Genomic DNA, 26,276 nt, shown 5'->3' with positions numbered 1-26,276 from the left:
CCGAATAAGGAGCGTGATGATGGCGGGTTCAACTGTCAGTGGTATCGGGTCGGGAGTCGATACGCAAGCGATCGTCAAGGCGTTGGTCAGTGCCGAGAAGGCCCCGAAACAAACGCAGATCAATAATCAAACGACCACTGCGACTACGACATTGTCTGCCATCGGCACCATCAAAGGAGCTCTGGATACGTACCGGGCCGCTATCAGCAAGCTTAATACAGCAACCAGCTTCAACGGCTTGGCGGGTACCTCGTCCGATACCGCGATAGCCAAGGTCACCGTCTCTGATGGCGCTTCCAGTGGTAGCTATGCGTTGGAAGTGACGCAATTGGCGACGGCTTCCAAAATATCGACCACCGTTTACGCCGAAGGCGCGTCGTCAGTGATCAACGATACAGGTGCCACAGCTACTTTAACCATCGGGCAGCCAGGCAGTAGCTATAACGTAAGCATCGCTTCGGGTGCGACCCTTCAGCAGGCACGGGATACGATCAACAGCCAGCTGCAGTCGAAGGGGGTCAGTGCCAACATTCTGACTGATGCCAGTGGTTCGCGGTTGGTTTTTAGTTCGACCAAAACAGGTGCCGGAACTGAGTTGACGCTTTCAGGTAATTCGGCTCTCGCTACTGGCTACACCACCGTTGCCACGCCGCAAAATGCCAAGTACACCATCGATTCGATCGTGATGGAGTCGGCGTCCAATTCGGTGACCAACGCAATCAGTGGCTTGAATATCGATCTGGTCAAGGAGGGTAAGTCCACCATTGCTGTCTCGACCAGTGCTGACACGTTGAAGACATCGGTGCAGTCGTTCATCAGTGCCTATAACGCGCTGATGACGTCAATCAATACTCAAACTAAGGTAACTACTTCAGCGGATGGTAGCGCCAGTGGTGCGGGTGCGTTAACCGGTGATGCAACCATGCGTGCACTGGTTACCTCGATCCGTGGCGAGTTGGTCAAAAATTCCGGTACTGGTGCGCTTCAATCCCTATCTCAATTGGGCATTAATACCGTGCAGAAGACCGGCTTACTTGAGCTGGATAGCACCAAATGGGATAAGGCGGTTGCTGGAAACGGGTCGGCAATCGCAGGCCTTTTTACTGGTAAAGACGGTCTGCTTACCCGTATGACTGCCACTACCGACAGTTATGCAAAGACGGGTGGGGTCCTAGCTTCGCGCCAGGCGAATCTGACCACTCAGCTTGCGGATCTGACCACTGCACAACAGACCCTCGATCGTCGCATAGAGTCGCTCACCACGACGTTGTCGAAAAAGTACAACGCGATGGATACCCTGGTCGCCCAACTGAACGCTACCAGTTCGAGCGTCATGACCACGCTTAATGCGCTGAATAATCCGCGCAACGATTGATGGCAGGTGAGGGGTGATGGGCTGCCCTAAAGTTTTCTGTGACGGCGTCGACATAACAGCTAAGCGTCGATTCCAATTACTGTTTAAGCGTTGAACGAGGTAGAACCATGAATCCGATGAAAGCCCTTCGCCAGTATCAGAAGGTCAACTCCCATGCGCAGATTTCCGAGGCGAGTCCCCATCGCCTGGTGCAAATGCTGATGGAAGGCGGTCTCGATCGCATGGCCCAGGCCAAGGGTGCTCTGGAACGTGGCGATATTGCGCACAAGGGCCTGATGATCGGCAAGGCCGTCGACATCATCGGTGGGTTGCGCGAAGGTATCGATGCCGAAAGGGCCAAGGAAGATGAATCCCTGCAACAACTCGATAGCCTCTACGGCTACATGATTCAGCGGTTGACCAACGCCAATCTGAAGAATGACCCCCAGATAATCGACGAAGTGATGGGGTTGTTGGTAACCGTCAAAAGCGGTTGGGATGCGATTGCCGACCAACAAGCAGGCTAGTTTGAGGAAGGCCCCATGAGCCAAGCACTGCAACGGATCGAACAAACCCGCGAAGCGCTGATCGATGCGCTGGCCGCGCGTAACTGGGATGCGATCGGCGAGCTGGATTCGGCTTGCCGCGAATGCGTCGACGAGGTGCTCAGTGAAGCACCCATCGACGAAGAAGCGTTGCGCACCCACCTTGAGAGCTTGCTCGCGGTGTACAAAGATTTATTGACGGTGACGATGGGCGAGCGTCAGGCGATAGTCGATGAGATGTCGCAGATCAACCAAGCGAAGAGTGCCGCAAAGGTTTACCATCTGTTTGGTTAACTAGTTTCTGCTTAATCCGTGCTCATTGCGCCATAAATTTGACTGTGAACGGTTTTTTGACTTTACTAGTGGCTGTTTCCAGATTTCAGGCGTCTACAGGCATTAACGGTCTGCAAGCGTCTAGCTTGCCCACTCATTTCGGGCACCGGGTCGACTAGGGAAGTTACGATTGCATGTGGCGTGAAACCAAAATTCTGCTGATCGATGACGATAGCGTCCGCCGCCGCGACCTGGCGGTGATTTTAAATTTTCTCGGCGAAGAAAATTTACCCTGCGGTAGCCACGACTGGCAGCAGGCGGTCGTCTCTTTATCTTCTAGTCGTGAAGTGATCTGTGTCCTTATCGGGACGGTCAACGCTCCGGGTTCGCTTCAGGGCTTGTTAAAGACACTGTCGACATGGGATGAGTTCCTTCCGATTTTGCTGATGGGCGATAATTCTTCCATCGATCTGCCGGAAGACCAGCGTCGCCGGGTGCTGTCGACCCTCGAAATGCCACCTAGCTACAGCAAGTTGCTCGATTCGCTGCACCGTGCCCAGGTCTATCGCGAGATGTACGACCAGGCCCGCGAGCGCGGTCGGCATCGTGAGCCCAATCTGTTCCGCAGCCTCGTCGGCACCAGCCGGGCGATCCAGCACGTGCGCCAGATGATGCAGCAAGTGGCCGATACTGATGCCAGTGTGCTGATCCTCGGTGAGTCCGGGACCGGCAAGGAAGTGGTCGCGCGCAACCTGCATTACCACTCCAAGCGCCGCGAGGCACCGTTCGTGCCGGTCAATTGCGGGGCGATTCCGGCCGAGCTGCTGGAAAGCGAATTGTTCGGCCATGAGAAGGGCGCGTTCACCGGGGCGATCACCAGCCGTGCCGGGCGTTTCGAGCTGGCCAATGGCGGCACTCTGTTCCTCGACGAAATTGGCGACATGCCACTGCCGATGCAGGTCAAGCTGCTGCGCGTGTTGCAAGAGCGTACGTTTGAGCGCGTGGGCAGCAACAAGACCCAGAGCGTCGATGTGCGCATCATTGCGGCGACCCACAAGAATCTCGAAAGCATGATCGAGATCGGCACCTTCCGCGAAGACCTGTATTACCGCCTGAACGTGTTCCCGATCGAGATGGCGCCGCTGCGCGAGCGCGTAGAAGACATTCCGCTGCTGATGAACGAGTTGATCTCGCGCATGGAGCACGAGAAGCGCGGTTCGATCCGTTTCAACTCCGCGGCCATCATGTCGCTGTGCCGTCACGGCTGGCCGGGCAACGTCCGCGAGCTGGCCAACCTGGTGGAGCGCATGGCGATCATGCATCCATACGGGGTGATCGGCGTGGTCGAGCTGCCGAAGAAATTCCGCTACGTCGACGATGAAGACGAGCAATTGGTCGACACCCTGCGCAGCGATCTCGAAGAGCGGGTGGCAATCAATGGCCATACCCCGGACTTCACCACCCATGCCATGCTGCCGCCTGAAGGCCTGGACCTGAAGGATTACCTCGGTGGCCTGGAGCAAGGCCTGATCCAGCAAGCGCTGGACGATGCCAATGGCATTGTTGCGCGCGCCGCTGAGCGCCTGCGTATCCGCCGGACCACGCTGGTGGAGAAAATGCGCAAGTACGGCATGAGTCGTCGTGACGGTGATGAACAGGCGGATGATTGACGCCTGTTTTTCAAGCCGTTCATTTTCAAGCAGTTTTTTTTAGGCACGGGTATTGCTATAGCCCTCGCAACGTTCCGTTTCACTGACGGTCAGCCAAGCGAGAGAGCACCCAATGCCCCCATCCGCCCAGATGTCTCCTGCTCCCGATACCTTGGGGGATGCCCTGGGGCAATCGTCGTCGGTAGAGCAGGCGAGCCGGCTTGGCCTTGAGCAGGCGTTTGCCCTGTTCAACCAGATGTCGAGCCAATTGACCAACTCCTACAGCATGCTCGAAGCCCGGGTGACCGAGCTCAAGGGTGAGTTGGCGGTGGTCAGCGCCCAGCGCATGCAGGAGCTTGCAGAGAAAGAACGCCTGGCCAATCGCCTGCAACATCTGCTCGACCTCTTGCCTGGTGGCATCATCGTCATCGACGCCCAGGGCATCGTGCGCGAAGCCAATCCAGCGGCGTGCGAACTGCTCGGCCTGCCCCTCGAAGGTGAGCTGTGGCGACAGGTCATTGCCCGTTGCTTTGCGCCCCGTGAAGACGACGGTCATGAAGTCTCCCTCAAGGATGGTAGGCGCCTGTCGATTGCCACCCGTTCGCTGGATGCCGAGCCTGGGCAGCTGGTGCTGCTCAACGACCTTACCGAGACCCGTCATCTGCAAGATCAACTGGCGCGCCACGAACGCCTGTCTTCCCTGGGGCGCATGGTGGCGTCGCTGGCGCATCAGATTCGCACGCCATTGTCCGCGGCCTTGCTCTATGCCAGCCACTTGACCGAGCAGGCGCTGCCGGTGGCCACCCAGCAGCGCTTCGCCGGGCGGCTCAAGGAGCGCTTGCATGAGCTGGAACATCAGGTGCGCGACATGCTGGTGTTCGCGCGCGGCGAGCTGCCATTGACCGACCGCGTGACGCCGGCGCAGCTGATGCAATCACTCCAGGCGGCGGCCCTGGCGCATGTGCAGGACTTGCCGATTCGCTGGCAATGCGACGCCCATGCCGGCGAACTGCTGTGCAATCGCGACACCCTGGTGGGTGCGGTCCTCAATCTGATCGAAAACGCCATTCAGGCCAGTGCCGCTGATGTGCGCCTGAAGGTGCACCTCTACACCCGTGGCAATAACCTGCGCTTGTGCGTCAGCGATAGCGGCAGCGGTATCGACGAAGCGGTGTTGGCGCGTCTGGGGGAGCCGTTTTTTACCACCAAGGCCACCGGCACCGGTCTCGGCCTGACCGTGGTCAAGGCGGTCGCGAGGGCGCACCAGGGCGAGTTGCGCTTGCGCTCGCGGATCGGTCGCGGCACCTGTGCGCAGGTACTGCTGCCGCTTTTTGACAGTGTCCAGGCAGTGGAGTGAAGCTCATGGCTATCAAGGTTCTACTGGTCGAGGATGACCGCGCATTGCGCGAAGCGCTGGCAGACACGCTGTTGCTGGCCGGCCACGATTACAAGGCCGTGGCATCGGCGCAGGAAGCCCTGGAGGCCGCAGCGGGCGAGGCGTTCAATCTGGTGGTCAGCGACGTCAACATGCCGGGCATGGATGGTCATCAGTTGCTCGCTCTGCTGCGGGCGCGACAGCCGCAACTGCCGGTGCTGCTGATGACCGCGCACGGTGCCGTCGAGCGCGCGGTGGATGCGATGCGCCAAGGGGCGGCGGATTACCTGGTCAAGCCGTTCGAGCCCAAGGCGCTGCTCGACCTGGTCGCACGGCACGCCCAGGGTAGGGTCGGCGCCACCGATGGCGAAGGGCCCGTGGCGTTCGAGCCGGCCAGTGCCCAGTTGCTGGAGTTGGCCGCGCGGGTGGCGCGCAGTGATTCTACGGTGCTGATCTCCGGAGAGTCCGGCACCGGCAAGGAAGTGCTGGCGCGCTACATTCACCAGCACTCTCATCGGGCCAGTCAGCCGTTCATTGCGATCAACTGCGCGGCGATTCCGGACAACATGCTGGAGGCCACGCTCTTCGGGCACGAAAAGGGCTCGTTCACCGGCGCCATCGCAGCGCAGGCCGGCAAGTTCGAACAGGCCGATGGCGGGACGATCCTGCTCGATGAAATTTCCGAAATGCCCTTGGGGTTGCAGGCCAAGTTGCTGCGGGTGTTGCAGGAGCGCGAGGTTGAGCGAGTGGGTGCGCGCAAGCCGATAGCCCTGGATATCCGTGTGGTCGCGACCACCAACCGGGACTTGGCGGGTGAGGTGGCGGCGGGGCGTTTTCGTGAAGACCTGTACTATCGCCTCTCGGTATTCCCCCTGGCTTGGCGGCCGTTGCGCGAGCGCACCGCCGATATCCTGCCGCTGGCCGAGCGACTGTTGGCCAGGCACGTCAATAAAATGAAGCATGCCGCGGCCAGGCTGTCGCCCGCGGCCCAGGCGTGCCTGATCGCCTATCCGTGGCCGGGCAACGTGCGTGAACTGGACAATGCGCTGCAGCGTGCGTTGATCCTGCAGCAGGGCGGGGTGATCGAGCCGCAGGATTTTTGCCTGAACGGACCGATCGCCTGCGCGCCGTTGCCGGCATTGGCGCCAGCGCCAACGCCAGTGCGGGCGGTCGAGGCTGAATCTGGCGGCGCGCTGGGCGACGACCTGCGGCGCCGTGAGTTCCAGATGATCATCGACACCTTGCGCACCGAGCGCGGCCGCCGCAAAGAGGCCGCCGAGCGCCTGGGCATCAGCCCGCGCACCTTGCGCTACAAGCTGGCGCAGATGCGCGATGCCGGAATGGACGTGGAAGCATATTTGTTTGCTACCTGATCCACCGTGACGCCCGGTTCTCCCGTAGGAGCCAGGCTTGCCGGCGAACCAGGCGCTGCGGCGCACCTGTCACACCGCATCATCGTTCTTCGCGGGCAAGCCTCGCTCCTACAGGGGGGATCGCGCTGCCGGCTTTTGTTTGAGGTAGGCACGGAGCTGGCACCCTTGTTGCTAACACCTCGTTACCCGCTGAGTGAGCGTCAAAAAATTGCGGGCCGCCAGAGAGAGTAGAGCATGAGCCAAGGTATTGAATTCAATCGATTGATGCTGGATATGCGGGCCATGCAAATGGACGCCATGTCTGCGCCGAAATCGACTGCCGCCGTCCCTGAATTGAATGGCAGCAGCTTTGCCGACATGCTCGGTCAGGCCGTCAACAAGGTCAACGACACCCAGCAGGCTTCCACGTCGTTGGCCAACGCCTTCGAGATCGGCAAGAGCGGTGTCGACCTGACGGACGTGATGATTTCCTCGCAGAAGGCCAGCGTGTCTTTCCAGGCATTGACCCAGGTGCGCAACAAGCTGGTCCAGGCGTATCAGGACATCATGCAGATGCCGGTTTAAGGACGAGATTGAGTCATGGCAGATGCTATCGCTGACAATGTTCCGGCCAAGGCCAACTCCGTAGACGGCAAACCGCCGCTGTTCGGGTTGTCCTTCCTGGAAAACCTCTCCGAGATGACCATGCTGCGCCAGGTGGGGCTGATGGTCGGCCTGGCCGCGAGCGTGGCGATTGGCTTTGCCGTGGTGTTGTGGTCCCAGCAGCCGGATTACCGTCCGTTGTATGGCAGCCTTGCCGGCATGGACGCCAAGCAGGTGATGGATACCCTGGCGGCCGCCGATATCGCCTATACCGTGGAACCCAATTCCGGCGCCTTGCTGGTCAAGGCCGAAGACCTGTCCCGCGCACGCCTCAAGCTCGCGGGCGCTGGTGTCACTCCCAGCGATGGCAACATCGGTTTTGAGATCCTCGACAAGGAACAGGGCCTGGGCACCAGTCAGTTCATGGAAGCGACCCGTTACCGTCGCGGCCTGGAAGGCGAATTGGCGCGCACCATTTCCAGCCTGAACAATGTCAAGGGTGCCCGCGTGCACCTGGCAATCCCGAAAAGTTCGGTGTTCGTGCGCGACGAGCGCAAGCCCAGCGCGTCGGTGTTGGTCGAGCTGTATTCCGGGCGTTCGCTGGAGCCGGGGCAGGTCGTGGCCATCATCAATCTGGTGGCGACCAGCGTTCCCGAACTCAGCAAGTCGCAGATCACCGTTGTCGACCAGAAAGGTAACCTGCTGTCCGATCAGGCGGAAAACTCCGAACTGACCATGGCCGGCAAGCAATTCGATTACAGCCGCCGCATGGAGAGCATGCTCACCCAGCGCGTGCACAACATTCTGCAACCGGTGCTGGGCAACGACCGCTACAAGGCCGAAGTCTCGGCCGATGTCGACTTCAGCGCCGTCGAGTCCACCTCCGAACAGTTCAACCCCGACCAGCCGGCATTGCGCAGCGAGCAGTCGGTGAACGAACAGCGCACCGCCAGTAACGGCCCGCAAGGTGTGCCGGGTGCCCTGAGCAACCAGCCGCCGTCGCCAGCCTCGGCGCCGCAAACCACCGGTGGCGCCACGGCGTCGGCCGGCATGGTGCAGCCAGGCCAGCCATTGCTCGATGCCAACGGCCAGCAAGTCATGGATCCGGCCACCGGCCAGCCAATGCTCGCACCGTATCCGGCGGACAAGCGCCAGCAATCGACCAAGAACTTCGAGCTCGACCGCTCCATCAGCCACACCAAGCAACAGCAGGGGCGATTGAATCGCCTGTCGGTCTCGGTGGTGGTCGATGACCAGGTCAAGATCAACCCGGCCAACGGTGAAATCGCCCGTGCGCCGTGGAGCGCCGATGAGCTGGCCCGTTTCACCCGCCTGGTGCAGGACGCGGTCGGCTTCGATGCCAGTCGTGGCGACAGCGTCAGCGTGATCAACATGCCGTTCTCCACCGAGCGCGGTGAAGTGATTGCCGATGTGCCGTTCTACTCCCAGCCGTGGTTCTGGGACATCGTCAAGCAGCTGCTGGGTGTCCTGTTCATTCTGGTGCTGGTGTTTGGTGTGTTGCGTCCGGTGCTCAACAACATCACCGGTGGCGGCAAAGGCAAGCAGTTGGCGGGCATCGGCAGCGACGTCGAGCTCGGCGGCATGGGCGGCCTGGACGGCGAGCTGGCCAACGACCGTATCAGCCTCGGAGGCCCGACCAGTATCCTGTTGCCGAGCCCGAGCGAAGGCTATGACGCGCAGTTGAACGCAATCAAGAGTCTGGTGGCAGAAGACCCGGGCCGTGTCGCCCAGGTCGTGAAAGAGTGGATTAACGCAGATGAGTGATAACCGAGCCATTGCCGCCAAACTGAGCAAGGTCGACAAAGCCGCGATCCTGCTGCTGTCGCTGGGCTCAACCGACGCTGCCCAGGTGTTGCGTCACATGGGGCCCAAAGAGGTCCAGCGTGTCGGCGTGGCCATGGCGCAGATGGGTAACGTGCACCGTGAGCAGGTCGAGCAGGTGATGAGCGAGTTTGTCGACATCGTCGGCGACCAGACCAGCCTGGGCGTCGGTTCCGATGACTACGTTCGCAAAATGCTCACCCAGGCCCTGGGCGAGGACAAGGCCAACGGCCTGATCGATCGCATCCTGCTGGGTGGCAATACCAGCGGCCTGGACAGCCTGAAATGGATGGAACCGCGCGCGGTCGCCGACGTGATCCGTTACGAGCACCCACAGATCCAGGCGATCGTGGTGGCGTACCTCGATCCGGATCAGGCCGGTGAAGTGCTGGGCAACTTCGACCATAAGGTGCGCCTGGATATCATCCTGCGGGTTTCCTCGCTCAACACCGTGCAGCCTGCGGCCCTCAAGGAGCTCAACCAGATTCTCGAGAAGCAGTTCTCCGGTAACTCCAATGCTTCGCGCACCAGCCTGGGCGGCATCAAGCGCGCAGCCGACATCATGAACTTCCTCGACAGCTCGATCGAAGGCCAGCTCATGGACTCGATCCGCGAAGTCGATGAGGACCTGTCCGGTCAGATCGAAGACCTCATGTTCGTGTTCAACAACCTGGCCGATGTCGATGACCGCGGCATCCAGGCGTTGCTGCGCGAAGTGTCCTCCGACGTGCTGGTGCTGGCCCTCAAGGGCTCGGACGAAAGCGTCAAGGAGAAGATCTTCAAGAACATGTCCAAGCGTGCGGCCGAACTGTTGCGCGACGATCTCGAGGCCAAGGGCCCGGTGCGCGTCAGCGATGTGGAAACCGCGCAGAAGGAAATCCTCACCATCGCCCGTCGCATGGCCGAAGCGGGCGAAATCGTGCTCGGCGGCAAGGGCGCCGAGGAAATGATCTAACGCCATGGCCAAGAATGACGAGCTGCCCTCTGACTTGATCCGCGCCAGGGATGTCGGAGGTTTCGATACCTGGGCGCTGCCCAGCTTCGATCCGCCGGCCCCTGAGCCGGAGCCCGAGCCCGAACCCGAGCCGCCGGAAATGGAGGAGGTGCCGCTCGAAGAGGTCCAGCCACTGACCCTCGAAGAGCTCGAGAGCATTCGCCAGGAAGCCTACAACGAAGGTTTTGCGGTGGGCGAAAAAGAAGGGTTCCATAGCACCACGCTCAAGGTTCGTCAGGAAGCTGATGCGGTGTTGGCGGCCAAGGTTGCCGCGCTTGAAAAGTTGATGGCGCATCTATTCGAGCCCATCGCCGAACAAGACACGCAGATTGAAAAGTCCTTGGTCGAACTGGTGCGGCACATGACCAAACAGGTGATCCAGCGCGAACTGGCCATGGACTCGACGCAGATCGAACACGTGATGCGCGAAGCCCTCAAGCTGTTGCCGTTGGGCGTCAACAACGTGCGGCTGTACATCAATCCGCAGGATTTCGAACAGGTCAAAGCCCTGCGCGAGCGACATGAGGAAACCTGGCGCATCGTCGAGGACGAAGCGCTGTTGCCCGGTGGTTGCCGAGTCGAAACCGAACACAGCCGCATCGATGCCACGGTCGAAACCCGTGTGACGCAGGTGATGGACAAGCTGTTCGACCAGCTTCACGAGCAGGCCTTGCACCCCGCGGCGCCGGATCTGAGCATCGATCTGTCCAGCGCAAGCAAACCAGCGGCGGTTCCCGATGCACCTTAAGCGCACCAGTTTCGCCAAGCGCCTGAGCAGTTACGCCGGGGCGATCGAACTGGCCGGCGCACCGATCCTCGAAGGCCGCCTGTTGCGCATGGTCGGCCTGACCCTCGAAGCCGAGGGCTTGCGCGCGGCCATGGGCAGCCGCTGCATGGTCATCAACGATGACAGCTATCATCCCGTGCAGGTCGAAGCCGAAGTCATGGGCTTTTCCGGCAGCAAGGTGTTTTTGATGCCGGTGGGCAGCGTAGCCGGCATTGCCCCCGGTGCGCGGGTGGTGCCCCTGTCCGACAGCGGTCGCTTGCCGATGGGCATGAGCATGCTCGGGCGCGTACTCGACGGTGCCGGACGCGCCCTGGATGGCAAGGGCGGAATGAAGGCCGAAGACTGGGTGCCGATGGACGGCCCGACCATCAACCCGCTCAAGCGCGAGCCGATCAGCGAGCCCCTGGATGTGGGCATTCGCTGCATCAATGGCATGTTGACGGTCGGGCGCGGTCAGCGACTTGGCCTGTTCGCCGGTACCGGCGTCGGTAAATCCGTATTGCTGGGCATGATGACGCGCTTCACAGAGGCCGACATCATCGTCGTCGGCCTGATCGGTGAGCGCGGTCGAGAGGTCAAGGAGTTCATCGAGCACATCCTCGGTGAAGAAGGGCTCAAGCGCTCGGTGGTGGTGGCGTCGCCCGCCGACGATGCACCGCTGATGCGCCTGCGCGCCGCCATGTATTGCACGCGAATCGCCGAGTATTTCCGCGACAAGGGCAAGAACGTGCTGCTGCTGATGGATTCGCTGACGCGTTTCGCCCAGGCCCAGCGGGAAATTGCCCTGGCCATCGGCGAGCCACCGGCGACCAAGGGGTATCCGCCCTCGGTGTTCGCCAAGTTGCCGAAACTGGTAGAGCGCGCGGGCAATGCCGAGAAGGGCGGTGGCTCGATTACTGCGTTCTATACCGTGCTGTCCGAAGGCGACGACCAGCAGGACCCGATTGCCGACTCGGCGCGGGGCGTGCTCGACGGGCACATCGTGCTGTCGCGGCGCCTGGCCGAGGAAGGCCATTACCCGGCCATCGATATCGAAGCCTCCATCAGCCGGGTCATGCCGGCGGTAGTCTCGCCGGAGCACATGACCCGCGCGCAGTACTTCAAACAATTGTGGTCGCGCTACCAGCAAAGCCGCGACCTGATCAGCGTCGGCGCCTACGTCGCCGGCGGTGACCGCGAGACCGACCTGGCGATTTCCTTGCAGCCGCAACTGGTCAAATACCTGCGCCAGGGCCTCAACGACAGCATCAGCCTTGGCGAAAGCGAGGCGTATCTCGCCTCGATCTTCGCGCCCGCGGCGGGCGGTTAACCGGCCATGGCCCAGACTCGGGCGGGCCGCCTGGCCCCCGTGGTGGAAATGGCCGAGAAGGCCGAGAAAGCCGCGGTCCAGCGCCTGGGCCACTTCCAGGGGCAGGTGCGCCTGGCCGAAAGCAAGCTGGCCGACCTCGAAGCCTTTCGACTCGACTATCAGGAACAGTGGATCGTACGCGGCAGCAGTGGCGTGTCCGGCCAATGGTTGCTGGGCTACCAGGGCTTTCTCGCGCAGTTGGGCACGGCCATCGATCAACAGCGGCAAAGCCTGGCCTGGCACCAGAACAACCTGAACAAGGCGCGCGACACCTGGCAGCAGGCGTTCGCCCGGGTAGAAGGCTTGCGTAAGCTGGTCCAGCGCTACCAGGACGAAGCGCGGGCGCTGGAGGACAAGCGCGAGCAAAAGCTGCTGGATGAATTGTCCCAGCGGTTGCCGCGCCATGATGCGTATTGAATCATATGGACCGCGTTATCGTTGTTCGCGAGCAGGCTCGCTGCCACAGGAGAAAGGCGGTCAACCTGTGGGGCTCGAGACCTCCAGAAATATCCTGCCTTGCCCCAACCTCTACCCAATGCTAAACCTTGTACAAGAAGGTTTATCAACGACAAGGAAGCCATGACATGTCAGTCGTTTCAGAAGTGTCCCCGGATGGGCAAAAGCTGACGATATCGGTCAAGGGACGATTCGATTTCGCCAAGCATCAGGAATTTCGGCAATCCTACGAAGACAAGGCGCTCGCCGAAGTCGTCGTCGATCTGAAGGAAGCCACCTACCTCGACAGTTCCGCCCTGGGCATGCTGCTGCTGTTGCGAGATCACGCTGGCGGCGACGATTCCGATATCCGCGTGGTCAACAGCAGTTGCGATGTGAGGAAAATCCTCGCCATTTCCAACTTCGACAAGCTGTTCGACATCAGTTGATCACTGTGCAACCGGCACTCGAATCGCTGACGATCCTGATCGCCGAAGACAGCGCCGCCGATCGGATGCTGTTGTCGAGCATCGTGCGCCGTCAGGGGCATCAAGTGCTGACGGCCGCCAACGGCGCCGAAGCGGTGGAAATGTTTCGCCAGCAACGGCCGCAGCTGGTGTTGATGGACGCGATGATGCCGGTGATGGATGGCTTCGAGGCGGCCGCGCAAATCAAGGCATTGGCGGGCGAAACCCTGGTGCCGATCATCTTCCTCACCTCGCTGTCGGAAAACCAGGCATTGGCCCGCTGCCTGGAGGTCGGGGGTGACGATTTTCTGGCAAAACCCTACAACCAGGTGATCCTCGCCGCCAAAATCAAGGCGATGGACCGCTTGCGGCGCTTGCAGGCCACTGTCGTGCAGCAGCGCGACCAGATCGCCAGGCACCATGAATACTTGCTCAACGAACAGCGCGTGGCCAAGGCGGTGTTCGACAAGGTGGCTCATTCCGGCTGCCTGAATGCGCCCAACATCCGCTACCTGCAATCGCCTTACGCATTGTTCAACGGCGACTTGCTGTTGGCCGCCTTCACCCCGGCAGGGGACATGCATGTGCTGCTCGGCGATTTCACCGGCCATGGCCTGCCCGCCGCCGTTGGCGCCATGCCCCTGGCCGAAGTCTTCTACGGCATGACCGCCAAGGGCTACGGCCTGGCGGAAACCCTGCGCGAGATGAATGCCAAGCTCAAGCGCATCCTGCCGGTGGACATGTTCTGTTGCGCCACGATGCTGTGCCTGAGTGTCCAGAATCGCTCGGTGGAGGTCTGGAACGGCGGCATGCCGGACGGCTACCTGCACAGCGTTGCCAGCGGCGAGCGAACGCCACTGACCGCGCGGCATTTGCCACTGGGGGTGCTGAGCCCGCCAACCTTCGATGATCGCACCGAAGTATTTCCGATGGCCCTGGGTGATCGGATATTCCTGTTGTCCGACGGGGTGATTGATACCTGCGACGCCGATGAGCAGCTGTTTGGTGTGCAGCGGTTGCAGCAGGTATTTGCCGCCAATCGTCAACCCGACACCTTGTTCGAGGATATCGAGCAGGCGCTTCGGGACTTTCGTGGTGAGGCGCGCGACGACGTCAGCATGGTCGAGGTCAGCCTGCCTGCGCCCACGCAGGCGAGCCCGCCGCTGCCGATCTATTCCGACAGTGGCCAGTCCTGCCCTCTGGACTGGTCGGCCAGTTTCGAGTTTCGCGCTGCAACGCTCAAGCGCTTCAATCCGTTGCCCTACCTCTTGCAATTGTTGCAGGAAGTACACGGTCTGCGGGCTCAAAGCGGGGCGCTCTACAGCGTTCTGGCCGAGTTGTACTCCAACGCCCTGGAGCATGGAGTGCTAGGCCTGGATTCCAGCCTTAAGCGGGATGTGTCGGGTTTCACCCGCTATTATCAACAGCGCAATGCACGCCTGGACGAGCTTGAGGACGGTTATGTCCGGGTGCATTTGCAGGTTACCCCGCAAGGCGAGGGTGGATGCCTGGCAATTCGCGTCGAGGACAGCGGCAAGGGATTTGATGTCGGGCGGGTACTGGAACGTCCCGTCGATCCTGTCCGTCTGTCTGGACGTGGCATCAGCCTGATCCGTCAGTTGGGTCATAATGCAAGCTGGTCTGACGATGGTCGAAGTGCCCGCGTGGAGTTTCTCTGGAAGGCTCTGGCATAATCCATAAATTCTTGATCAAGGAGCGAACAAGTGGCTGATGAACATCTGGACCTCGACGCGCTGAACGAGTTGCGCGAGGTCATGGAGGACGCGTATCCGCAGTTGCTGGATACCTTTCTCGCCGATTCCGAAGAGCGCCTGCAAGCGTTGCGCGAGGCAGGTAAAGCTGCGCAGCTGGTAGGCGTGGCCCACAGCTTCAAAGGCAGCAGCAGCAATATGGGTGCCGTCAAGCTTGTCGCGCTATGTGACGAGCTTGAGAAAAATGCTGAAAAGCTTTCGCCCTCCGAAATCCACGAGCTGATCACTGCCATCGACCTTGAGTTCGCGATCGTTCGGCCTCTTTACGAAGCTGAGCGGCAACGGTCCCTGGCGGAGAGCTGAGGCGCACGACGCTTTTCGTCGCCATCAGGCGAAACTGGCCCGCCCCTTGCAATCAACTCTTGCAACTGTACCTACGATCCCAGTGCAGCGGAGACCGTTAAATGCCCTTTACCCCAAATTCTCTTCTTCAGGCCGCCGCCCAGGCCAAGAGTCAGGCCGCCGCCGCCCCTTCCACGAAGGTCGCCGCCGAGCCCGGGGACAAGGCGTCGAGCTTCTCTCAGGTGTACGCCGCACAAGGCCGCAACCCGGCTGCTGACGAAGCTTCGAAACCACAACCTCACAAGGCCGACAGCTTCGGTAAAAAGGACGGCGTCAAGGATAACGCTGCCGCCGAGACGCCTGTCGTTGCCGATAGCGGCAAAAGCTTGCCCGCCGACAAACCGGCGCAAGCCGACGACACGCAGGACAGCGCCGATGCGACGGACGAACAGGCAGGGGGCGTCGAAGCGGCGCCGGTTGATCCTGCCGCGGTGCTTGTCGTCGCGGCGCCTGTTGTAGCTGATCAGCCAGCCGTCGAAGCGCCCGTTGCGGCGGTCATCCCGCCAGCCGTCCCGCCAGCCGTCCCCGCCACTGACACAGGATTCGATCCCGAAGCCGACCCACTGGACGCCCTGCCAGCCCTGCGCATGGCCATGGAGCAGAGTGGCCATGTCTCGGCCTCAAGCCAGGCACAACCCAAGGCACCTCCGACAGAGGTCGACGGTGCACGGACTGCAGCGCAGACCTTCGCCGCCGGCATGGCAAACATGCTCGACGTGCAAACCGACAAGGACAGTACCGACCAGGGCGGCGACCAGGCCTTCAGTGGCCTGATCGATGATGGGCTCATGGACCTCAAGTCTGCCAGCAGCGATACCCGGGTCGACGATTTCGCCAACCGCCTGGCGGCACTGACCCAGGCAGCGACGCCAAAAACCGCCAACGCCCTGCCGGTCAACCAGCCCATCGCGATGCATCAGAGCGGCTGGACCGAAGAAGTGGTGAATCGGGTCATGTACCTGTCCAGCGCCAATCTCAAGGCCGCCGACATCCAGTTGCAGCCGGCCGAACTCGGTCGTCTCGACATTCGGGTGAACATGGTGCCCGATCAGCAGACCCAGGTGACGTTCATGAGCGCGCATCCGGGCGTGCGTGAAGCGCTGGACGGGCAGATGCAGCGTTTGCGCGACATGTTCACCCAGCAGGGCATGGGCCAGGTTGACGTCAACGTCTCTGACCAGTCCCGGGGCTCACAGGACCAGGCGCAACATCAGCAGGCGCAGAGTGGACGCGCCAATACCGGCGGCAGTCGCCTTGATTCGATGGATGACGAGCTTTCGGCCAGCGTTACCCAAGTTGCGGCCAGTCCGACTAGCGTGATTGGCTCCAGCGCAGTCGATTATTACGCCTGATAATTCGCGGCGCCCCCTAAAAGATCGCAGCCTTCGGCAGCTCCTACAGGATGTACGCAGTCCAATGTAGGAGCTGCCGCAGGCTGCGATCTTTTGCTTCTGGCATAACACTTGCTCTTGCCTAGTCGCGCGACTGTAAAAACCGAATAGTGACGGATTATTGGCATGGCGAAGAGCGACGCAGCAGTAAAAGACCCCGCAACCAAAGGCAAACTCAAGCTGATCATCTTGATCGTGGTGGCGCTGTTGCTGGCGATCGGCTTGTCTGTGGGGGCGACCTGGTACTTCATGCACAGTGCCCAGAGCAAGCCTGCCGTCCTGAGCGAAACCAGCCCCGCGGGCAAGCAGCCTGCCGTTTTCGAGCCGATGGCCCCGGCGTTCGTGGCCAACTACAACCAGAACGGGCGCCAGCGCTACATGCAAGTGAGCATTACCATGCTTGCGCGCAACCAGGCGGATCTGGACGCGCTCAAGGTGCACATGCCGGTGATCCGCAACAACCTGGTGATGCTGTTCTCCGGTCAGGATTTCGCGACCCTCGCCTCGCCGGTCGGCCAGGAAATGTTGCGCCAGAAGGCCACCGCCAGCGTCCAGGAAGTGGCGCAGAAAGAGCTCGGCAAAGTGGTGATCGAACAGTTGCTTTTCACTAATTTCGTACTGCAGTAGGAACACGACATGGCCGTGCAGGACCTGCTGTCCCAGGATGAGATCGACGCGCTGTTGCATGGCGTCGACGATGGTCTGGTACAGACCGATATCGCTGCCGAACCCGGCACCGTCAAGAGCTACGACCTGACCAGCCAGGATCGCATCGTCCGTGGACGCATGCCGACGCTGGAGATGATCAACGAGCGTTTTGCCCGCTACACGCGCATCAGCATGTTCAACATGCTGCGCCGTTCGGCAGACGTGGCGGTCGGTGGTGTGCAGGTGATGAAGTTCGGCGAATACGTGCACTCGCTGTACGTGCCGACCAGCCTCAACCTGGTCAAGATCAAGCCGCTGCGCGGCACGGCGCTGTTCATCCTCGACGCCAAGCTGGTGTTCAAGCTGGTGGACAACTTCTTCGGCGGCGATGGCCGTCACGCCAAGATCGAAGGCCGTGAGTTCACCCCGACCGAATTGCGCGTGGTGCGCATGGTCCTGGAGCAGGCATTCGTCGATTTGAAGGAAGCCTGGCAGGCGATCATGGAAGTGAACTTCGAGTACATCAACTCGGAAGTGAACCCGGCCATGGCCAATATCGTCGGCCCGAGCGAAGCCATTGTGGTGTCGACCTTCCACATCGAACTCGATGGCGGTGGCGGCGACCTGCACGTGACCATGCCTTACTCGATGATCGAACCGGTGCGCGAAATGCTCGATGCCGGCTTCCAGTCCGACCTGGACGACCAGGACGAACGCTGGGTCAACGCCTTGCGCCAGGACGTGATGGACGTCGATGTACCGATCAACGCCACGGTTGCCCGTCGCCAGTTGAAGCTGCGCGACATCCTGCACATGCAGCCGGGGGACGTGATTCCCGTGGACATGCAGGAAGAACTGGTGATGCGCGCCAACGGCGTGCCGGCCTTCAAGGTCAAGATGGGTTCGCACAAGGGCAACCTTGCACTGCAAGTGATCGAGCCGATCGAGCGCCGTTGAGGCGGCGCGACTCCCCCTATTAATCAACTCTTCTCATTGAAGAGTTGTTCGCCGAGGACAAATGATGGCTGACAATATGAATACCCTGGACGATCAGGCGCTGGCTGATGAGTGGGCTGCTGCCCTGGAAGAAACCGGCGACGCCGGGCAGGCCGATATCGACGCCTTGCTGGCCGCCGATGCTGGCCGTTCCTCGTCCAACCGCCTGCCCATGGAAGAGTTCGGCAGCGTGCCGAAAAACAACGACCCGGTGAGCCTGGAAGGCCCGAACCTGGACGTGATCCTCGATATCCCGGTGTCGATCTCCATGGAGGTCGGCAGCACCGACATCAACATCCGCAACCTGTTGCAGCTCAACCAGGGCTCGGTCATTGAACTGGATCGCCTGGCCGGTGAGCCACTGGACGTGCTGGTCAACGGCACCCTGATCGCCCATGGCGAAGTGGTGGTGGTCAACGAGAAGTTCGGCATCCGCCTGACCGACGTGATCAGCCCAAGCGAACGCATCAAGAAGCTGCGCTGAGTGAAAAGGCTCCTGGGGTTGTTTTCGGGGCTGGCCCTGGCGTTGCCAGGCATTGTGCTGGCCGCCGAGCCTGTCGCCAATGCCGCCGCCGCGCCCGCGGTCAACAGCGGCGTGGCCGGGCAGTTGACGCAGCTTGTGCTGGGTTTATTGCTGGTGCTGGGGCTGATTTTCTTCCTCGCCTGGCTCTTGCGCCGGGTGCAACACGCCGGGCCGGCCGGCAAGGGTCAGGTCATCGAGTTGATCGGCTCCCGCGCGCTGGGGCCCCGTGATCGCTTGATGCTCGTGCAAGTCGGCAACGAACAGATCCTGCTCGGCCTGAGCCCGGGCACCATCACCGCGTTGCATGTGCTCAAGGAGCCGGTGCAGGTGCCAAGTGCTACTGAAAAAGCGACCCCCGAGTTTGCCCAGCGCCTGATGGAGTTGATGGGCAAGGATCAGAAGGATAAGAAGTAATGGGCGCGCTGCGCATCGTCTTGACCCTGGCCATGATGCTGGCCGCGCCGCTGGCGTTCGCCGCCGATCCATTGTCGATCCCGGCCATCACCTTGGGCACCAACGCCGAAGGTGCCCAGGAATATTCGGTCAGCCTGCAGATCCTGCTGATCATGACCGCGCTGAGTTTCATCCCGGCGTTCGTCATGCTGATGACCAGCTTCACCCGGATCATCATCGTCTTCTCGATCCTGCGTCAGGCCCTGGGCCTGCAGCAGACGCCGTCGAACCAGATCCTCACCGGCATGGCGCTGTTCCTGACGATGTTCATCATGGCGCCGGTGTTCGACCGGGTGAACCAGGATGCCTTGCAACCCTACCTGGCGGAAAAGATGACCGCCCAGGATGCCGTGGCCAAGGCCCAGGTACCGATCAAGGACTTCATGCTGGCCCAGACGCGCACCAGTGACCTGGAGTTGTTCATGCGCCTGTCCAAGCGCACCGACATCGCCACGCCGGACCAGGCGCCGCTGACCATCCTGGTGCCGGCCTTCGTGACCTCCGAGCTCAAGACCGCGTTCCAGATCGGCTTCATGATCTTCATCCCGTTCCTGATCATCGACCTGGTCGTGGCCAGTGTGCTGATGGCCATGGGTATGATGATGCTCTCGCCGCTGATCATTTCCCTGCCGTTCAAGATCATGCTGTTCGTGCTGGTCGATGGCTGGGCGCTGATCATCGGCACCTTGGCCAGCAGCTTCGGCGGTGTCTCGCCATGACGCCTGAAGTTGCCGTCGATATCTTCCGCGAAGCCTTGTGGCTGACCACGCTGATGGTTGCGGTGTTGGTGATCCCGAGTCTGCTGGTCGGCCTGGTCGTGGCGATGTTCCAGGCCGCGACGCAGATCAACGAACAGACCTTGAGTTTTCTGCCGCGCCTGCTGGTGATGCTGGTAACGCTGATCGTCGCCGGCCCTTGGCTGGTGCAGACGTTCATGGAGTACATCCTGCAGCTGTACGGCAGTATTCCGCAGGTTATCGGCTAAGCCATGTCGTCGCTGCTGCAGCTGACCGATACCCAGATCAGTACCTGGGTGGCGACGTTCATGTTGCCGCTGTTTCGCGTCGGCGCCTTGCTGATGGTGATGCCAGTGTTCGGCACTTCCCTGGTACCCAAGCGCATTCGCCTGTACTTCGCCCTGGCCATCACCGTGGTCATCGCCCCGGGCCTGCCGCCGATGCCGCCGGTGAATGCGCTGGACCTGAGCGGTCTGCTGCTGATTGCCGAGCAGATCCTCGTCGGCGCGATCCTGGGGTTCTCCCTGCAACTGTTTTTCCAGGCCTTCGTGGTGGCGGGGCAGATCGTCGCGATCCAGATGGGCATGGGCTTCGCATCGATGGTCGACCCCACCAACGGCGTGTCGGTGGCGGTGATCGGGCAGTTCTTCACTATGCTGGTGACGCTGATGTTCCTCTCCATGAACGGCCATCTGGTGGTGTTCGAGGTGCTGACCGAGAGCTTCACCACCTTGCCGGTCGGCAGCGGCCTGATGGTCAACCATTACTGGGAACTGGCCGGCAAACTCGGCTGGGTGCTCGGCGCGGCGCTGCTGCTGGTGCTGCCGGCGATCACCGCGTTGCTGGTGGTCAACATTGCGTTTGGCGTGATGACCCGCGCCGCGCCGCAACTGAACATCTTCTCCATCGGCTTCCCGCTGACCCTGGTGCTCGGGATGTTCATCCTCTGGGTCGGGCTGGCGGACATTCTCAACCAGTATCAACCGCTGGCCTCCGAGGCCTTGCAGTTTTTACGCGAACTAGCACAGGCGCGCTGAGGCATGGCTGAGAGCGAAAGCGGTCAGGACAAGACAGAAGACCCCACGGAGAAAAAGAAGAAGGACGCCCGTGAGAAGGGTGAGATTGCCCGTTCCAAGGAGCTCAATACCCTGGCGATCATGCTCGCTGGAGCGGGTGCGCTGCTGGTCTTCGGTGGGGCCCTGGCGCAGGACATGATGGACCTTATGCGCCTGAATTTTTCCCTGTCGCGTGACGTGGTGCTGGACCAGCGTTCGATGGGCACCTACCTCCTGCATTCGGGGCAGATTGCCTTGCTGGCGATCCAGCCGGTGATGATCACCCTGCTGCTGGCCGCCTTGATCGGCCCGATATCCCTCGGTGGCTGGCTGTTTTCCGCCGGCACCATGGCACCCAAATTCAGCCGCATGAACCCCGGCGCGGGTCTCAAGCGCATGTTCTCGGCCAAGGCCGTGACCGAACTGCTCAAGGCCCTGGCCAAGTTCTTCATCGTCCTGTTCGTGGCCTTGGCGGTGTTGTCGGCGGACATCGACGACCTGCTGCGCATCGCCCACGAACCGCTGGACCGGGCCATCACCCACAGCCTGCAAGTGGTCGGGTGGAGCACCTTGTGGATGGCCTGCGGGCTGATCATCATCGCCGCCGTCGACGTGCCGATCCAGATCTGGGAAAGCATCAAGAAGCTCAAGATGACCAAGCAGGAAATCCGCGATGAGCACAAGGACCAGGAGGGGCGGCCGGAGGTCAAGCAACGGATTCGCCAACTGCAACGCGAGATGTCCCAGCGCCGGATGATGGCGGCGGTGCCGGATGCCGACGTGGTCATCACCAACCCGACCCACTATGCCGTGGCCCTCAAGTACGACCCGGACAAGAGCGGGGCGCCGATGTTGATTGCCAAGGGCAGCGACTTCCTGGCGTTGAAGATTCGCGAAATTGCGACGGCCAATGAAATTCTGCTGTTGGAATCGCCGGCGTTGGCGCGGTCGATTTACTACTCCACCGAACTTGAGCAAGAAATCCCCGGCGGCCTGTACCTCGCCGTCGCCCAGGTACTGGCCTACGTCTACCAGATTCGCCAATACCGCGCGGGCAAGGGCAAGCGGCCGGATCCGCTCAAGGATGACTTGCCGATCCCGCCGGATTTGCGCCGCGATTCCTGAAATCCAAAGCAAACGATCGCGGCCTCCGGCAGCGGTATCTCGACTATCGCTCTATCAGAGCGATAGTTCTCGACTGATCATCGAGGGAGGGACTTGGCAGCTCCTTAAGTGTTTTGCCTGAGATGTAGATCGAGCTCCAACCTCCATGTTCACTCGTATAGTTCGGACGGTATCTTGGGCCCGTCTCTGGCGAGAGCTCGGGTGGCTCCTGTATTCTTTTTTACTCTGGCTTAAAGTGTCTCAATGCGTAATCTCGGATGTACTGTACTCTTTTAATTATTGTCTTCCCTGCAGCTTCTTCCAGGCGTTTTTTTACATTTGGGGGGAAGTGCTCGTTAGCTAGGTGGTGGAAGAAAGCTGCGGCGTCTTCGAAAAAATCGGTACGCAATACTTCTTGACCTGACTTGCTCATGGCTATAATGGGTTTTTTCGGGGCGGGAATTCCTGATTTGTTGTATCGGATTCCTTCTTTGTAATGATGGAAATATCGATCGGTGGCCAGCTCGAGTGTGGCGGGTATTCTGAATTTACTGATATCTCCTGTGTCTTTTCTCGCGGCCGTTAGAGTATTGGTTTCGTCAAATAAGGTTTTAAGTTCTGTGGCTTTTTCAGTTAATAGTTCTTTTACTGCGTTGGGTGATGACGTTCGTGTTTTGATAATTTTTTTCCTTACTGATCTGGAGGCTGATTTATTTATATAAGTATGAGTTTTTGACATAAATGCTTGTGCAATAGGGCTGTGACCGATTGGGTCCATTAGATTGATAGGGTCGCTCCAGCAATACGTATACGAGTTCAATCCGCCCTCGCCAAATGGACTCAAACTATCCGGACTATTAAACCGCATCAATAGCGGATTAAACGCCCGATACCCATTCCCCAGTAAATAACAGCTGGTTACCGCATCCGGTCGTTCGCCATTGAAAGCGAGCAGGCTGAGTAACCCGCTTTCACCAGTGCGGTGGCCGTAGGGCGTATAGGCAATGGGCGGTGTTGGATGATTGACCTCGACCGTCTGCAGAACCGAACGCTGCTGATCGGTGGCCAGGAGTGTGGTGGCAGGTGCATCTCCCTCACTTCGCCGTTGCGCCAACAACTGATCGCCATGCTGGACGATCGAGTAACACATCGCACCCTGTATCTCGGTGGTCAGCCTGCTTTTGCAGTAGAAGGTTTGGTGCCCGGGGGTATCTGCCAGTGCATGACTGATCAGTCGATCGAGGGGGTCATAGTGGTAATGGCGGAGCACGGTTTCGCGCGGTGATGGTGTCATGGGTTGTTACCCCAATGGTCCGAAGTGCGGGAGTTCAGTATTGGCGCCTTGGCAAGCGTTGGGTACTAGCAGAACTGATAGGGGGGGTGGGTTCTATTTTCTGTTTCAGACGATCGCGATAAACTGATGGATGGCTTTGTTTCAAGCCTAAACAAAATATTTCTTGCGAATGCGGGCCTGTTCAGTTTTGAGTGCGTCTATTCAGGTGTGCTGACTGACTCAAGTCTTTTTCTATAGGTGGCAACTAACTCTCTATCTTTCATTGGTCTTGCCGCGTATTCGAAAATATGGAGTATATCGTTTCTGAGAAAGGGGGCGTGTTGAAGAGATTGCCTGGCTGCATACATTGACTCGAATAGGGGGGTATATCGTGCCCGGTCAATTGCGATGGCACTTTCACTCGCGGAAAGCAGGGGGTTTCCCACTGCATACGCAAGGGTTCTGTCTCGCAAGAACGTTGATATCAGCGCAGCCTCCTGTAGTTTTTCGATTTGTTCTCCTATTGCGCCTATTCGTGAATAAGCATTTTCCGCTAGTCGGGTGGGAACTATTGCCTTGGGTCGATAGTGATCAGATAGATAAATGGGGTGCATTCCCAATTGTCGCTGCAACCACTTGACTGCGGAATGTCCCGTCGAGTCGATCAAGTTGATGGGGTCTCCCATGCAATATGTATAGGCATTCAACCCGCCTTTACTAAACGGACTCAAGCTGTCCGGACTGTCAAATCGCATCAGCGCAGGGTTGAACGCCCGATAGCCATTCCCCAGCAAATAACATCGCGTCACCGGATCCGGCCGTTCGCCGTTAAAACCGAGAAGGCTGACTAACCCGCTTTCAGCAGAGCAGTGACCATAGGGCGAATAAGCGATGGGCTGCGGTGGCTGATTGGCCTTGACCGTCTTCAGCACCGAACGCTGCTGATCGGTGGCCATCAGCGTGGTGTCAGGTGCATCAACCCCACTTTGTTGTTGCGCCAACAACTGGTCGCCCTGCTGCATGATCGAATAGCGCATCGCACCCTGTATCTCGGTGGTCAGCCTGCTTTTGCAGTAGAAGGTTTGGTGAGCGGGGGTATCTGCCAGTGCATGACTGATCAGTCGATCGAGGGGGTCATAGTGGTAATGGCGGAGCACGGTTTCGCGCGGTGCTGATGTCATGGGCGGTTATCCCGGGTCCGAAGTGCGGTGGGTTCAGTATTGGCGCCTCTGCAACAGTTGGGAACTAGCAGAACTGATAGGTGAGTTGGGCTTTCGCGTTCGATCATTGAAAAAGGGGACGGATTTATTTAAGAGCATTGAAAGGAGCGGATTCTGACCTTCGCTAATCTTTGTTGATATTTTTCGTGGGCCTGCCTCGACCTCGATCTATTATTCGAAGTCCTGTGATTTGCTCTATTTCGTCCACAAAGCGCGATGCTCCTGTCAGTTGTCCTCGTTGCAGTGCACTTCTAATTAGGTCCAGTTCTCCACTCGGAGCAACCTGCGCTACAAATTCTTTATAACGATCTCGTCGAGCGACTTCTGTTGTGCCAAGTGCTTCAAAGCATGGATCAACGTCCAGCCAATTATTTTCTGCTGGCTCTACTACGCGAAGACGATAGCTCGACCACGGATAGTTTTCCGCTCTCGACACAATAAGAGCTCTCACGGGGTTTAACTCAATGTATCGGCTACACGCTAGAAGGTAAGTGTCCGATTGAACGACGCTGGACTTGTAACGACTCTCCCATAGAGTGCCTGAGCGTCCTTCCAGCTTATTTCGATAACGAGTCATGCGAGCGGCGAGGGCTTTCATCAGTTGCCCTAAGCTTGCGGGCGTGTCGCCAGGTGAGAGCAAAAGATGGACATGATTGGTCATCAAACAATAGGCATAAACCCTCAAACCGAGGGCCTCTTTTAGCTCGCGCAGGTCTGCGAGATAGTACTCAAAATCACGGGCGTCAGCGAATACGACTTGCCGATTGTGGCCCCGCTGTACGACATGGTGGGGGTGGTTGGGCAATACTACGCGTCCGACTCTCGGCATATGTCCTCCTACGTCCTTTCGATGACGTCGAAAGCCTAGTCGTAGCGGAAAAAATAATCCGTGTTTGTTGTAAGCAAATCTATCCTTCTTTGTTGTGTATGGCGCTTAAATAAATCTGGCGCTTAAATAAATCCGTCCCCTTTTCTCTTTTTCTCTCCCTTAAATAGATCCGTCCCCTTTTCTTGTCCCCTTTTCTCCTTGTCCCCTTTTCTCTCCGGCCCTCAGGCGCACAAGCCGGCGGATTCTGGCGCAGGCGTAGGCTGTGACGCAAGATTGTGTAGGCTCTGTAAGTGTCTGGAGATGTCGATTAAACATGGATGTTTAAAAATCAAAAGATAGCAGCCTTAATGAAATAAATCTGAGAATCATCTGGCCGGCCTCCCCACCTCACGGATCTAGCAGGAAGTCTTTGGCGGCCTGCACCTCGCCGTCACCTAGGTATTGGCCTACGTCTATCAAATTCGCCAATACCGCGCGGGCAAGGGCAAGCGCCCGGATCCGCTCAAGAATGATCTGCCGATCCCGCCGGATTTGCGGCGGGATTAGGGCTCCATGTTTTAATTAATAATCCTTGCGAATGATGTTTGCGTTAAATGCAAGGTTGCTGGTGCTTCGGGACGAACTTGCAACTGGTAAGGCAGTCAAGTGTCCCTCCATAATTGCTGTGGGTAAATAAATTGTTCCTGTACTTCTCCACCTAGGTGAACTTGCAATGTGCTCCCGTCGCATTGAAATGACCTTGTTAAGCTGCGCAAGCCTGTCATCTCTCTCGTTGAGGGCTCGGCGGTCTCAAGGAGTAAGTGCAATACCTGATGTAAGGTGTTGCCATGTCTACCCAATACAAACACTTGAGTACCGAGGAACGCGTCACCATTATGGTGATGCTATTTCAACGACAGACACTGCGAG

27 protein-coding genes and 1 pseudogene are annotated in these 26,276 nt (G+C 59.4%); 25 read left to right on the top strand and 3 right to left on the bottom strand.

Annotated elements, in window-relative coordinates:
• Positions 1 to 19: 19 nt before the first annotated feature.
• The 24 genes from fliD to flhB all read left to right on the top strand — a co-directional run bounded on the left by fliD (position 20) and on the right by flhB (position 22,066).
• The gene (gene fliD, locus CGA21_RS25605; protein WP_188265318.1) at positions 20 to 1,375 is read left to right on the top strand and encodes a flagellar filament capping protein FliD; all 1,356 of its coding nucleotides are present in this window, start codon (positions 20 to 22) and stop codon (positions 1,373 to 1,375) included.
• Positions 1,376 to 1,482: 107 nt separating this feature from the next.
• A complete protein-coding gene (gene fliS, locus CGA21_RS25600; protein ID WP_188265317.1) occupies positions 1,483 to 1,881 on the top strand; it encodes a flagellar export chaperone FliS in 399 nt (132 codons plus the stop codon).
• A gap of 15 nt (positions 1,882 to 1,896) precedes the next feature.
• The gene (fliT, locus tag CGA21_RS25595) at positions 1,897 to 2,193 is read left to right on the top strand and encodes a flagellar protein FliT (RefSeq protein ID WP_110746132.1); all 297 of its coding nucleotides are present in this window, start codon (positions 1,897 to 1,899) and stop codon (positions 2,191 to 2,193) included.
• A gap of 173 nt (positions 2,194 to 2,366) precedes the next feature.
• Positions 2,367 to 3,842, top strand: coding sequence for a sigma-54 dependent transcriptional regulator (locus CGA21_RS25590; protein ID WP_110746134.1), 1,476 nt, complete (start codon positions 2,367 to 2,369; stop codon positions 3,840 to 3,842).
• Positions 3,843 to 3,972: 130 nt separating this feature from the next.
• Complete coding sequence (locus CGA21_RS25585; RefSeq protein WP_411157091.1) at positions 3,973 to 5,178, top strand: sensor histidine kinase; 1,206 nt, start codon at positions 3,973 to 3,975, stop codon at positions 5,176 to 5,178.
• A gap of 5 nt (positions 5,179 to 5,183) precedes the next feature.
• Positions 5,184 to 6,569, top strand: coding sequence for a sigma-54-dependent transcriptional regulator (locus tag CGA21_RS25580; RefSeq protein WP_188265316.1), 1,386 nt, complete (start codon positions 5,184 to 5,186; stop codon positions 6,567 to 6,569).
• A gap of 234 nt (positions 6,570 to 6,803) precedes the next feature.
• A complete protein-coding gene (fliE, locus tag CGA21_RS25575; protein ID WP_033044919.1) occupies positions 6,804 to 7,133 on the top strand; it encodes a flagellar hook-basal body complex protein FliE in 330 nt (109 codons plus the stop codon).
• Positions 7,134 to 7,148: 15 nt separating this feature from the next.
• Positions 7,149 to 8,936: a flagellar basal-body MS-ring/collar protein FliF gene (gene fliF / locus CGA21_RS25570; protein ID WP_110746140.1), complete on the top strand. Its 1,788-nt coding sequence runs from the start codon at positions 7,149 to 7,151 to the stop codon at positions 8,934 to 8,936.
• A complete protein-coding gene (gene fliG / locus CGA21_RS25565) occupies positions 8,929 to 9,948 on the top strand; it encodes a flagellar motor switch protein FliG (RefSeq protein WP_110746142.1) in 1,020 nt (339 codons plus the stop codon). Before fliF ends, fliG begins: the two co-directional genes overlap by 8 nt.
• Positions 9,949 to 9,952: 4 nt before the next feature.
• The gene (gene fliH / locus CGA21_RS25560) at positions 9,953 to 10,735 is read left to right on the top strand and encodes a flagellar assembly protein FliH (protein ID WP_110746144.1); all 783 of its coding nucleotides are present in this window, start codon (positions 9,953 to 9,955) and stop codon (positions 10,733 to 10,735) included.
• Positions 10,725 to 12,083, top strand: coding sequence for a flagellar protein export ATPase FliI (gene fliI / locus CGA21_RS25555; protein WP_110746146.1), 1,359 nt, complete (start codon positions 10,725 to 10,727; stop codon positions 12,081 to 12,083). Before fliH ends, fliI begins: the two co-directional genes overlap by 11 nt.
• A gap of 6 nt (positions 12,084 to 12,089) precedes the next feature.
• Positions 12,090 to 12,539: a flagellar export protein FliJ gene (fliJ, locus tag CGA21_RS25550; RefSeq protein WP_188265315.1), complete on the top strand. Its 450-nt coding sequence runs from the start codon at positions 12,090 to 12,092 to the stop codon at positions 12,537 to 12,539.
• Positions 12,540 to 12,706: 167 nt separating this feature from the next.
• Entirely contained in the window at positions 12,707 to 13,006 is a 300-nt protein-coding gene (locus CGA21_RS25545) for an STAS domain-containing protein (protein WP_110746148.1), read from the top strand.
• 5 nt (positions 13,007 to 13,011) lie between these two features.
• Complete coding sequence (locus tag CGA21_RS25540; protein ID WP_188265336.1) at positions 13,012 to 14,718, top strand: SpoIIE family protein phosphatase; 1,707 nt, start codon at positions 13,012 to 13,014, stop codon at positions 14,716 to 14,718.
• A 30-nt stretch (positions 14,719 to 14,748) separates the two neighbouring features.
• Positions 14,749 to 15,099, top strand: coding sequence for an Hpt domain-containing protein (locus CGA21_RS25535; RefSeq protein WP_110746150.1), 351 nt, complete (start codon positions 14,749 to 14,751; stop codon positions 15,097 to 15,099).
• A 101-nt stretch (positions 15,100 to 15,200) separates the two neighbouring features.
• Entirely contained in the window at positions 15,201 to 16,490 is a 1,290-nt protein-coding gene (locus tag CGA21_RS25530; RefSeq protein WP_188265314.1) for a flagellar hook-length control protein FliK, read from the top strand.
• A gap of 165 nt (positions 16,491 to 16,655) precedes the next feature.
• Positions 16,656 to 17,156: a flagellar basal body-associated protein FliL gene (gene fliL / locus CGA21_RS25525; RefSeq protein WP_110746154.1), complete on the top strand. Its 501-nt coding sequence runs from the start codon at positions 16,656 to 16,658 to the stop codon at positions 17,154 to 17,156.
• Positions 17,157 to 17,165: 9 nt separating this feature from the next.
• Entirely contained in the window at positions 17,166 to 18,134 is a 969-nt protein-coding gene (fliM, locus tag CGA21_RS25520; RefSeq protein WP_020796965.1) for a flagellar motor switch protein FliM, read from the top strand.
• A gap of 64 nt (positions 18,135 to 18,198) precedes the next feature.
• A complete protein-coding gene (gene fliN, locus CGA21_RS25515) occupies positions 18,199 to 18,657 on the top strand; it encodes a flagellar motor switch protein FliN (RefSeq protein ID WP_020796966.1) in 459 nt (152 codons plus the stop codon).
• Positions 18,658 to 19,110 carry a flagellar biosynthetic protein FliO gene (fliO, locus tag CGA21_RS25510; RefSeq protein ID WP_188265313.1) on the top strand — a complete coding sequence of 151 codons (453 nt, stop codon included), beginning with the start codon at positions 18,658 to 18,660 and terminating at the stop codon, positions 19,108 to 19,110. It abuts the gene before it with no gap.
• Positions 19,110 to 19,868 carry a flagellar type III secretion system pore protein FliP gene (gene fliP, locus CGA21_RS25505; RefSeq protein WP_188265312.1) on the top strand — a complete coding sequence of 253 codons (759 nt, stop codon included), beginning with the start codon at positions 19,110 to 19,112 and terminating at the stop codon, positions 19,866 to 19,868. The genes fliO and fliP overlap by 1 nt, the downstream gene beginning before the upstream one ends.
• Positions 19,865 to 20,134 carry a flagellar biosynthesis protein FliQ gene (fliQ, locus tag CGA21_RS25500; RefSeq protein ID WP_020796969.1) on the top strand — a complete coding sequence of 90 codons (270 nt, stop codon included), beginning with the start codon at positions 19,865 to 19,867 and terminating at the stop codon, positions 20,132 to 20,134. The genes fliP and fliQ overlap by 4 nt, the downstream gene beginning before the upstream one ends.
• 3 nt (positions 20,135 to 20,137) lie before the next feature.
• Positions 20,138 to 20,923, top strand: a complete 786-nt coding sequence (fliR, locus tag CGA21_RS25495; protein ID WP_179056143.1) for a flagellar biosynthetic protein FliR — start codon at positions 20,138 to 20,140, stop codon at positions 20,921 to 20,923.
• Between the two features lie 3 nt (positions 20,924 to 20,926).
• Positions 20,927 to 22,066 carry a flagellar biosynthesis protein FlhB gene (gene flhB / locus CGA21_RS25490; protein WP_110746159.1) on the top strand — a complete coding sequence of 380 codons (1,140 nt, stop codon included), beginning with the start codon at positions 20,927 to 20,929 and terminating at the stop codon, positions 22,064 to 22,066.
• A 220-nt stretch (positions 22,067 to 22,286) separates the two neighbouring features.
• On the opposite strand, the gene CGA21_RS25485 is transcribed toward flhB, so the two are convergent.
• The 3 genes from CGA21_RS25485 to CGA21_RS25475 form a co-directional block, all read right to left on the bottom strand.
• Positions 22,287 to 23,339, bottom strand: a complete 1,053-nt coding sequence (locus CGA21_RS25485) for an RHS repeat-associated core domain-containing protein (RefSeq protein ID WP_188265311.1) — start codon at positions 23,337 to 23,339, stop codon at positions 22,287 to 22,289.
• 197 nt (positions 23,340 to 23,536) lie between these two features.
• The gene (locus tag CGA21_RS25480; RefSeq protein ID WP_188265310.1) at positions 23,537 to 24,499 is read right to left on the bottom strand and encodes an RHS repeat-associated core domain-containing protein; all 963 of its coding nucleotides are present in this window, start codon (positions 24,497 to 24,499) and stop codon (positions 23,537 to 23,539) included.
• A gap of 163 nt (positions 24,500 to 24,662) precedes the next feature.
• The gene (locus tag CGA21_RS25475; RefSeq protein WP_110746165.1) at positions 24,663 to 25,367 is read right to left on the bottom strand and encodes a transposase; all 705 of its coding nucleotides are present in this window, start codon (positions 25,365 to 25,367) and stop codon (positions 24,663 to 24,665) included.
• A 399-nt stretch (positions 25,368 to 25,766) separates the two neighbouring features.
• On the opposite strand from CGA21_RS25475, the pseudogene CGA21_RS25470 reads away from it, so the two are divergent.
• Positions 25,767 to 25,913, top strand: a pseudogene (locus CGA21_RS25470) (flagellar biosynthetic protein FlhB); the annotation flags it as partial.
• Between the last annotated feature and the right edge of the window lie 363 nt (positions 25,914 to 26,276).

It is taken from the genome of Pseudomonas sp. PSB11, assembly GCF_014596605.1.
Taxonomy (GTDB): domain Bacteria; phylum Pseudomonadota; class Gammaproteobacteria; order Pseudomonadales; family Pseudomonadaceae; genus Aquipseudomonas; species Aquipseudomonas umsongensis.
Note: the sequence above shows the minus strand (reverse complement) of the source record. Positions and strands in the feature narration are given on the sequence as shown.

What these genes read in the sequence shown, in the direction of transcription:
- fliT (WP_110746132.1), top strand. Translation starts at nt 1,897, where the DNA reads ATGAGCCAAGCACTGCAACGGATCGAACAAACCCGCGAAGCGCTGATC.
- fliF (WP_110746140.1), top strand. Translation starts at nt 7,149, where the DNA reads ATGGCAGATGCTATCGCTGACAATGTTCCGGCCAAGGCCAACTCCGTA.
- CGA21_RS25545 (WP_110746148.1), top strand. Translation starts at nt 12,707, where the DNA reads ATGTCAGTCGTTTCAGAAGTGTCCCCGGATGGGCAAAAGCTGACGATA.
- CGA21_RS25480 (WP_188265310.1), bottom strand. Translation starts at nt 24,499, where the DNA reads ATGACATCAGCACCGCGCGAAACCGTGCTCCGCCATTACCACTATGAC.
- CGA21_RS25585 (WP_411157091.1), top strand. Translation starts at nt 3,973, where the DNA reads ATGTCTCCTGCTCCCGATACCTTGGGGGATGCCCTGGGGCAATCGTCG.
- fliR (WP_179056143.1), top strand. Translation starts at nt 20,138, where the DNA reads ATGTCGTCGCTGCTGCAGCTGACCGATACCCAGATCAGTACCTGGGTG.
- flhB (WP_110746159.1), top strand. Translation starts at nt 20,927, where the DNA reads ATGGCTGAGAGCGAAAGCGGTCAGGACAAGACAGAAGACCCCACGGAG.
- fliD (WP_188265318.1), top strand. Translation starts at nt 20, where the DNA reads ATGGCGGGTTCAACTGTCAGTGGTATCGGGTCGGGAGTCGATACGCAA.
- fliS (WP_188265317.1), top strand. Translation starts at nt 1,483, where the DNA reads ATGAATCCGATGAAAGCCCTTCGCCAGTATCAGAAGGTCAACTCCCAT.
- CGA21_RS25485 (WP_188265311.1), bottom strand. Translation starts at nt 23,339, where the DNA reads ATGACACCATCACCGCGCGAAACCGTGCTCCGCCATTACCACTATGAC.
- fliM (WP_020796965.1), top strand. Translation starts at nt 17,166, where the DNA reads ATGGCCGTGCAGGACCTGCTGTCCCAGGATGAGATCGACGCGCTGTTG.
- CGA21_RS25590 (WP_110746134.1), top strand. Translation starts at nt 2,367, where the DNA reads ATGTGGCGTGAAACCAAAATTCTGCTGATCGATGACGATAGCGTCCGC.
- fliQ (WP_020796969.1), top strand. Translation starts at nt 19,865, where the DNA reads ATGACGCCTGAAGTTGCCGTCGATATCTTCCGCGAAGCCTTGTGGCTG.
- fliH (WP_110746144.1), top strand. Translation starts at nt 9,953, where the DNA reads ATGGCCAAGAATGACGAGCTGCCCTCTGACTTGATCCGCGCCAGGGAT.
- fliL (WP_110746154.1), top strand. Translation starts at nt 16,656, where the DNA reads ATGGCGAAGAGCGACGCAGCAGTAAAAGACCCCGCAACCAAAGGCAAA.
- CGA21_RS25580 (WP_188265316.1), top strand. Translation starts at nt 5,184, where the DNA reads ATGGCTATCAAGGTTCTACTGGTCGAGGATGACCGCGCATTGCGCGAA.
- fliI (WP_110746146.1), top strand. Translation starts at nt 10,725, where the DNA reads ATGCACCTTAAGCGCACCAGTTTCGCCAAGCGCCTGAGCAGTTACGCC.
- fliE (WP_033044919.1), top strand. Translation starts at nt 6,804, where the DNA reads ATGAGCCAAGGTATTGAATTCAATCGATTGATGCTGGATATGCGGGCC.
- fliP (WP_188265312.1), top strand. Translation starts at nt 19,110, where the DNA reads ATGGGCGCGCTGCGCATCGTCTTGACCCTGGCCATGATGCTGGCCGCG.
- CGA21_RS25475 (WP_110746165.1), bottom strand. Translation starts at nt 25,367, where the DNA reads ATGCCGAGAGTCGGACGCGTAGTATTGCCCAACCACCCCCACCATGTC.
- fliJ (WP_188265315.1), top strand. Translation starts at nt 12,090, where the DNA reads ATGGCCCAGACTCGGGCGGGCCGCCTGGCCCCCGTGGTGGAAATGGCC.
- fliG (WP_110746142.1), top strand. Translation starts at nt 8,929, where the DNA reads ATGAGTGATAACCGAGCCATTGCCGCCAAACTGAGCAAGGTCGACAAA.
- fliN (WP_020796966.1), top strand. Translation starts at nt 18,199, where the DNA reads ATGGCTGACAATATGAATACCCTGGACGATCAGGCGCTGGCTGATGAG.
- CGA21_RS25530 (WP_188265314.1), top strand. Translation starts at nt 15,201, where the DNA reads ATGCCCTTTACCCCAAATTCTCTTCTTCAGGCCGCCGCCCAGGCCAAG.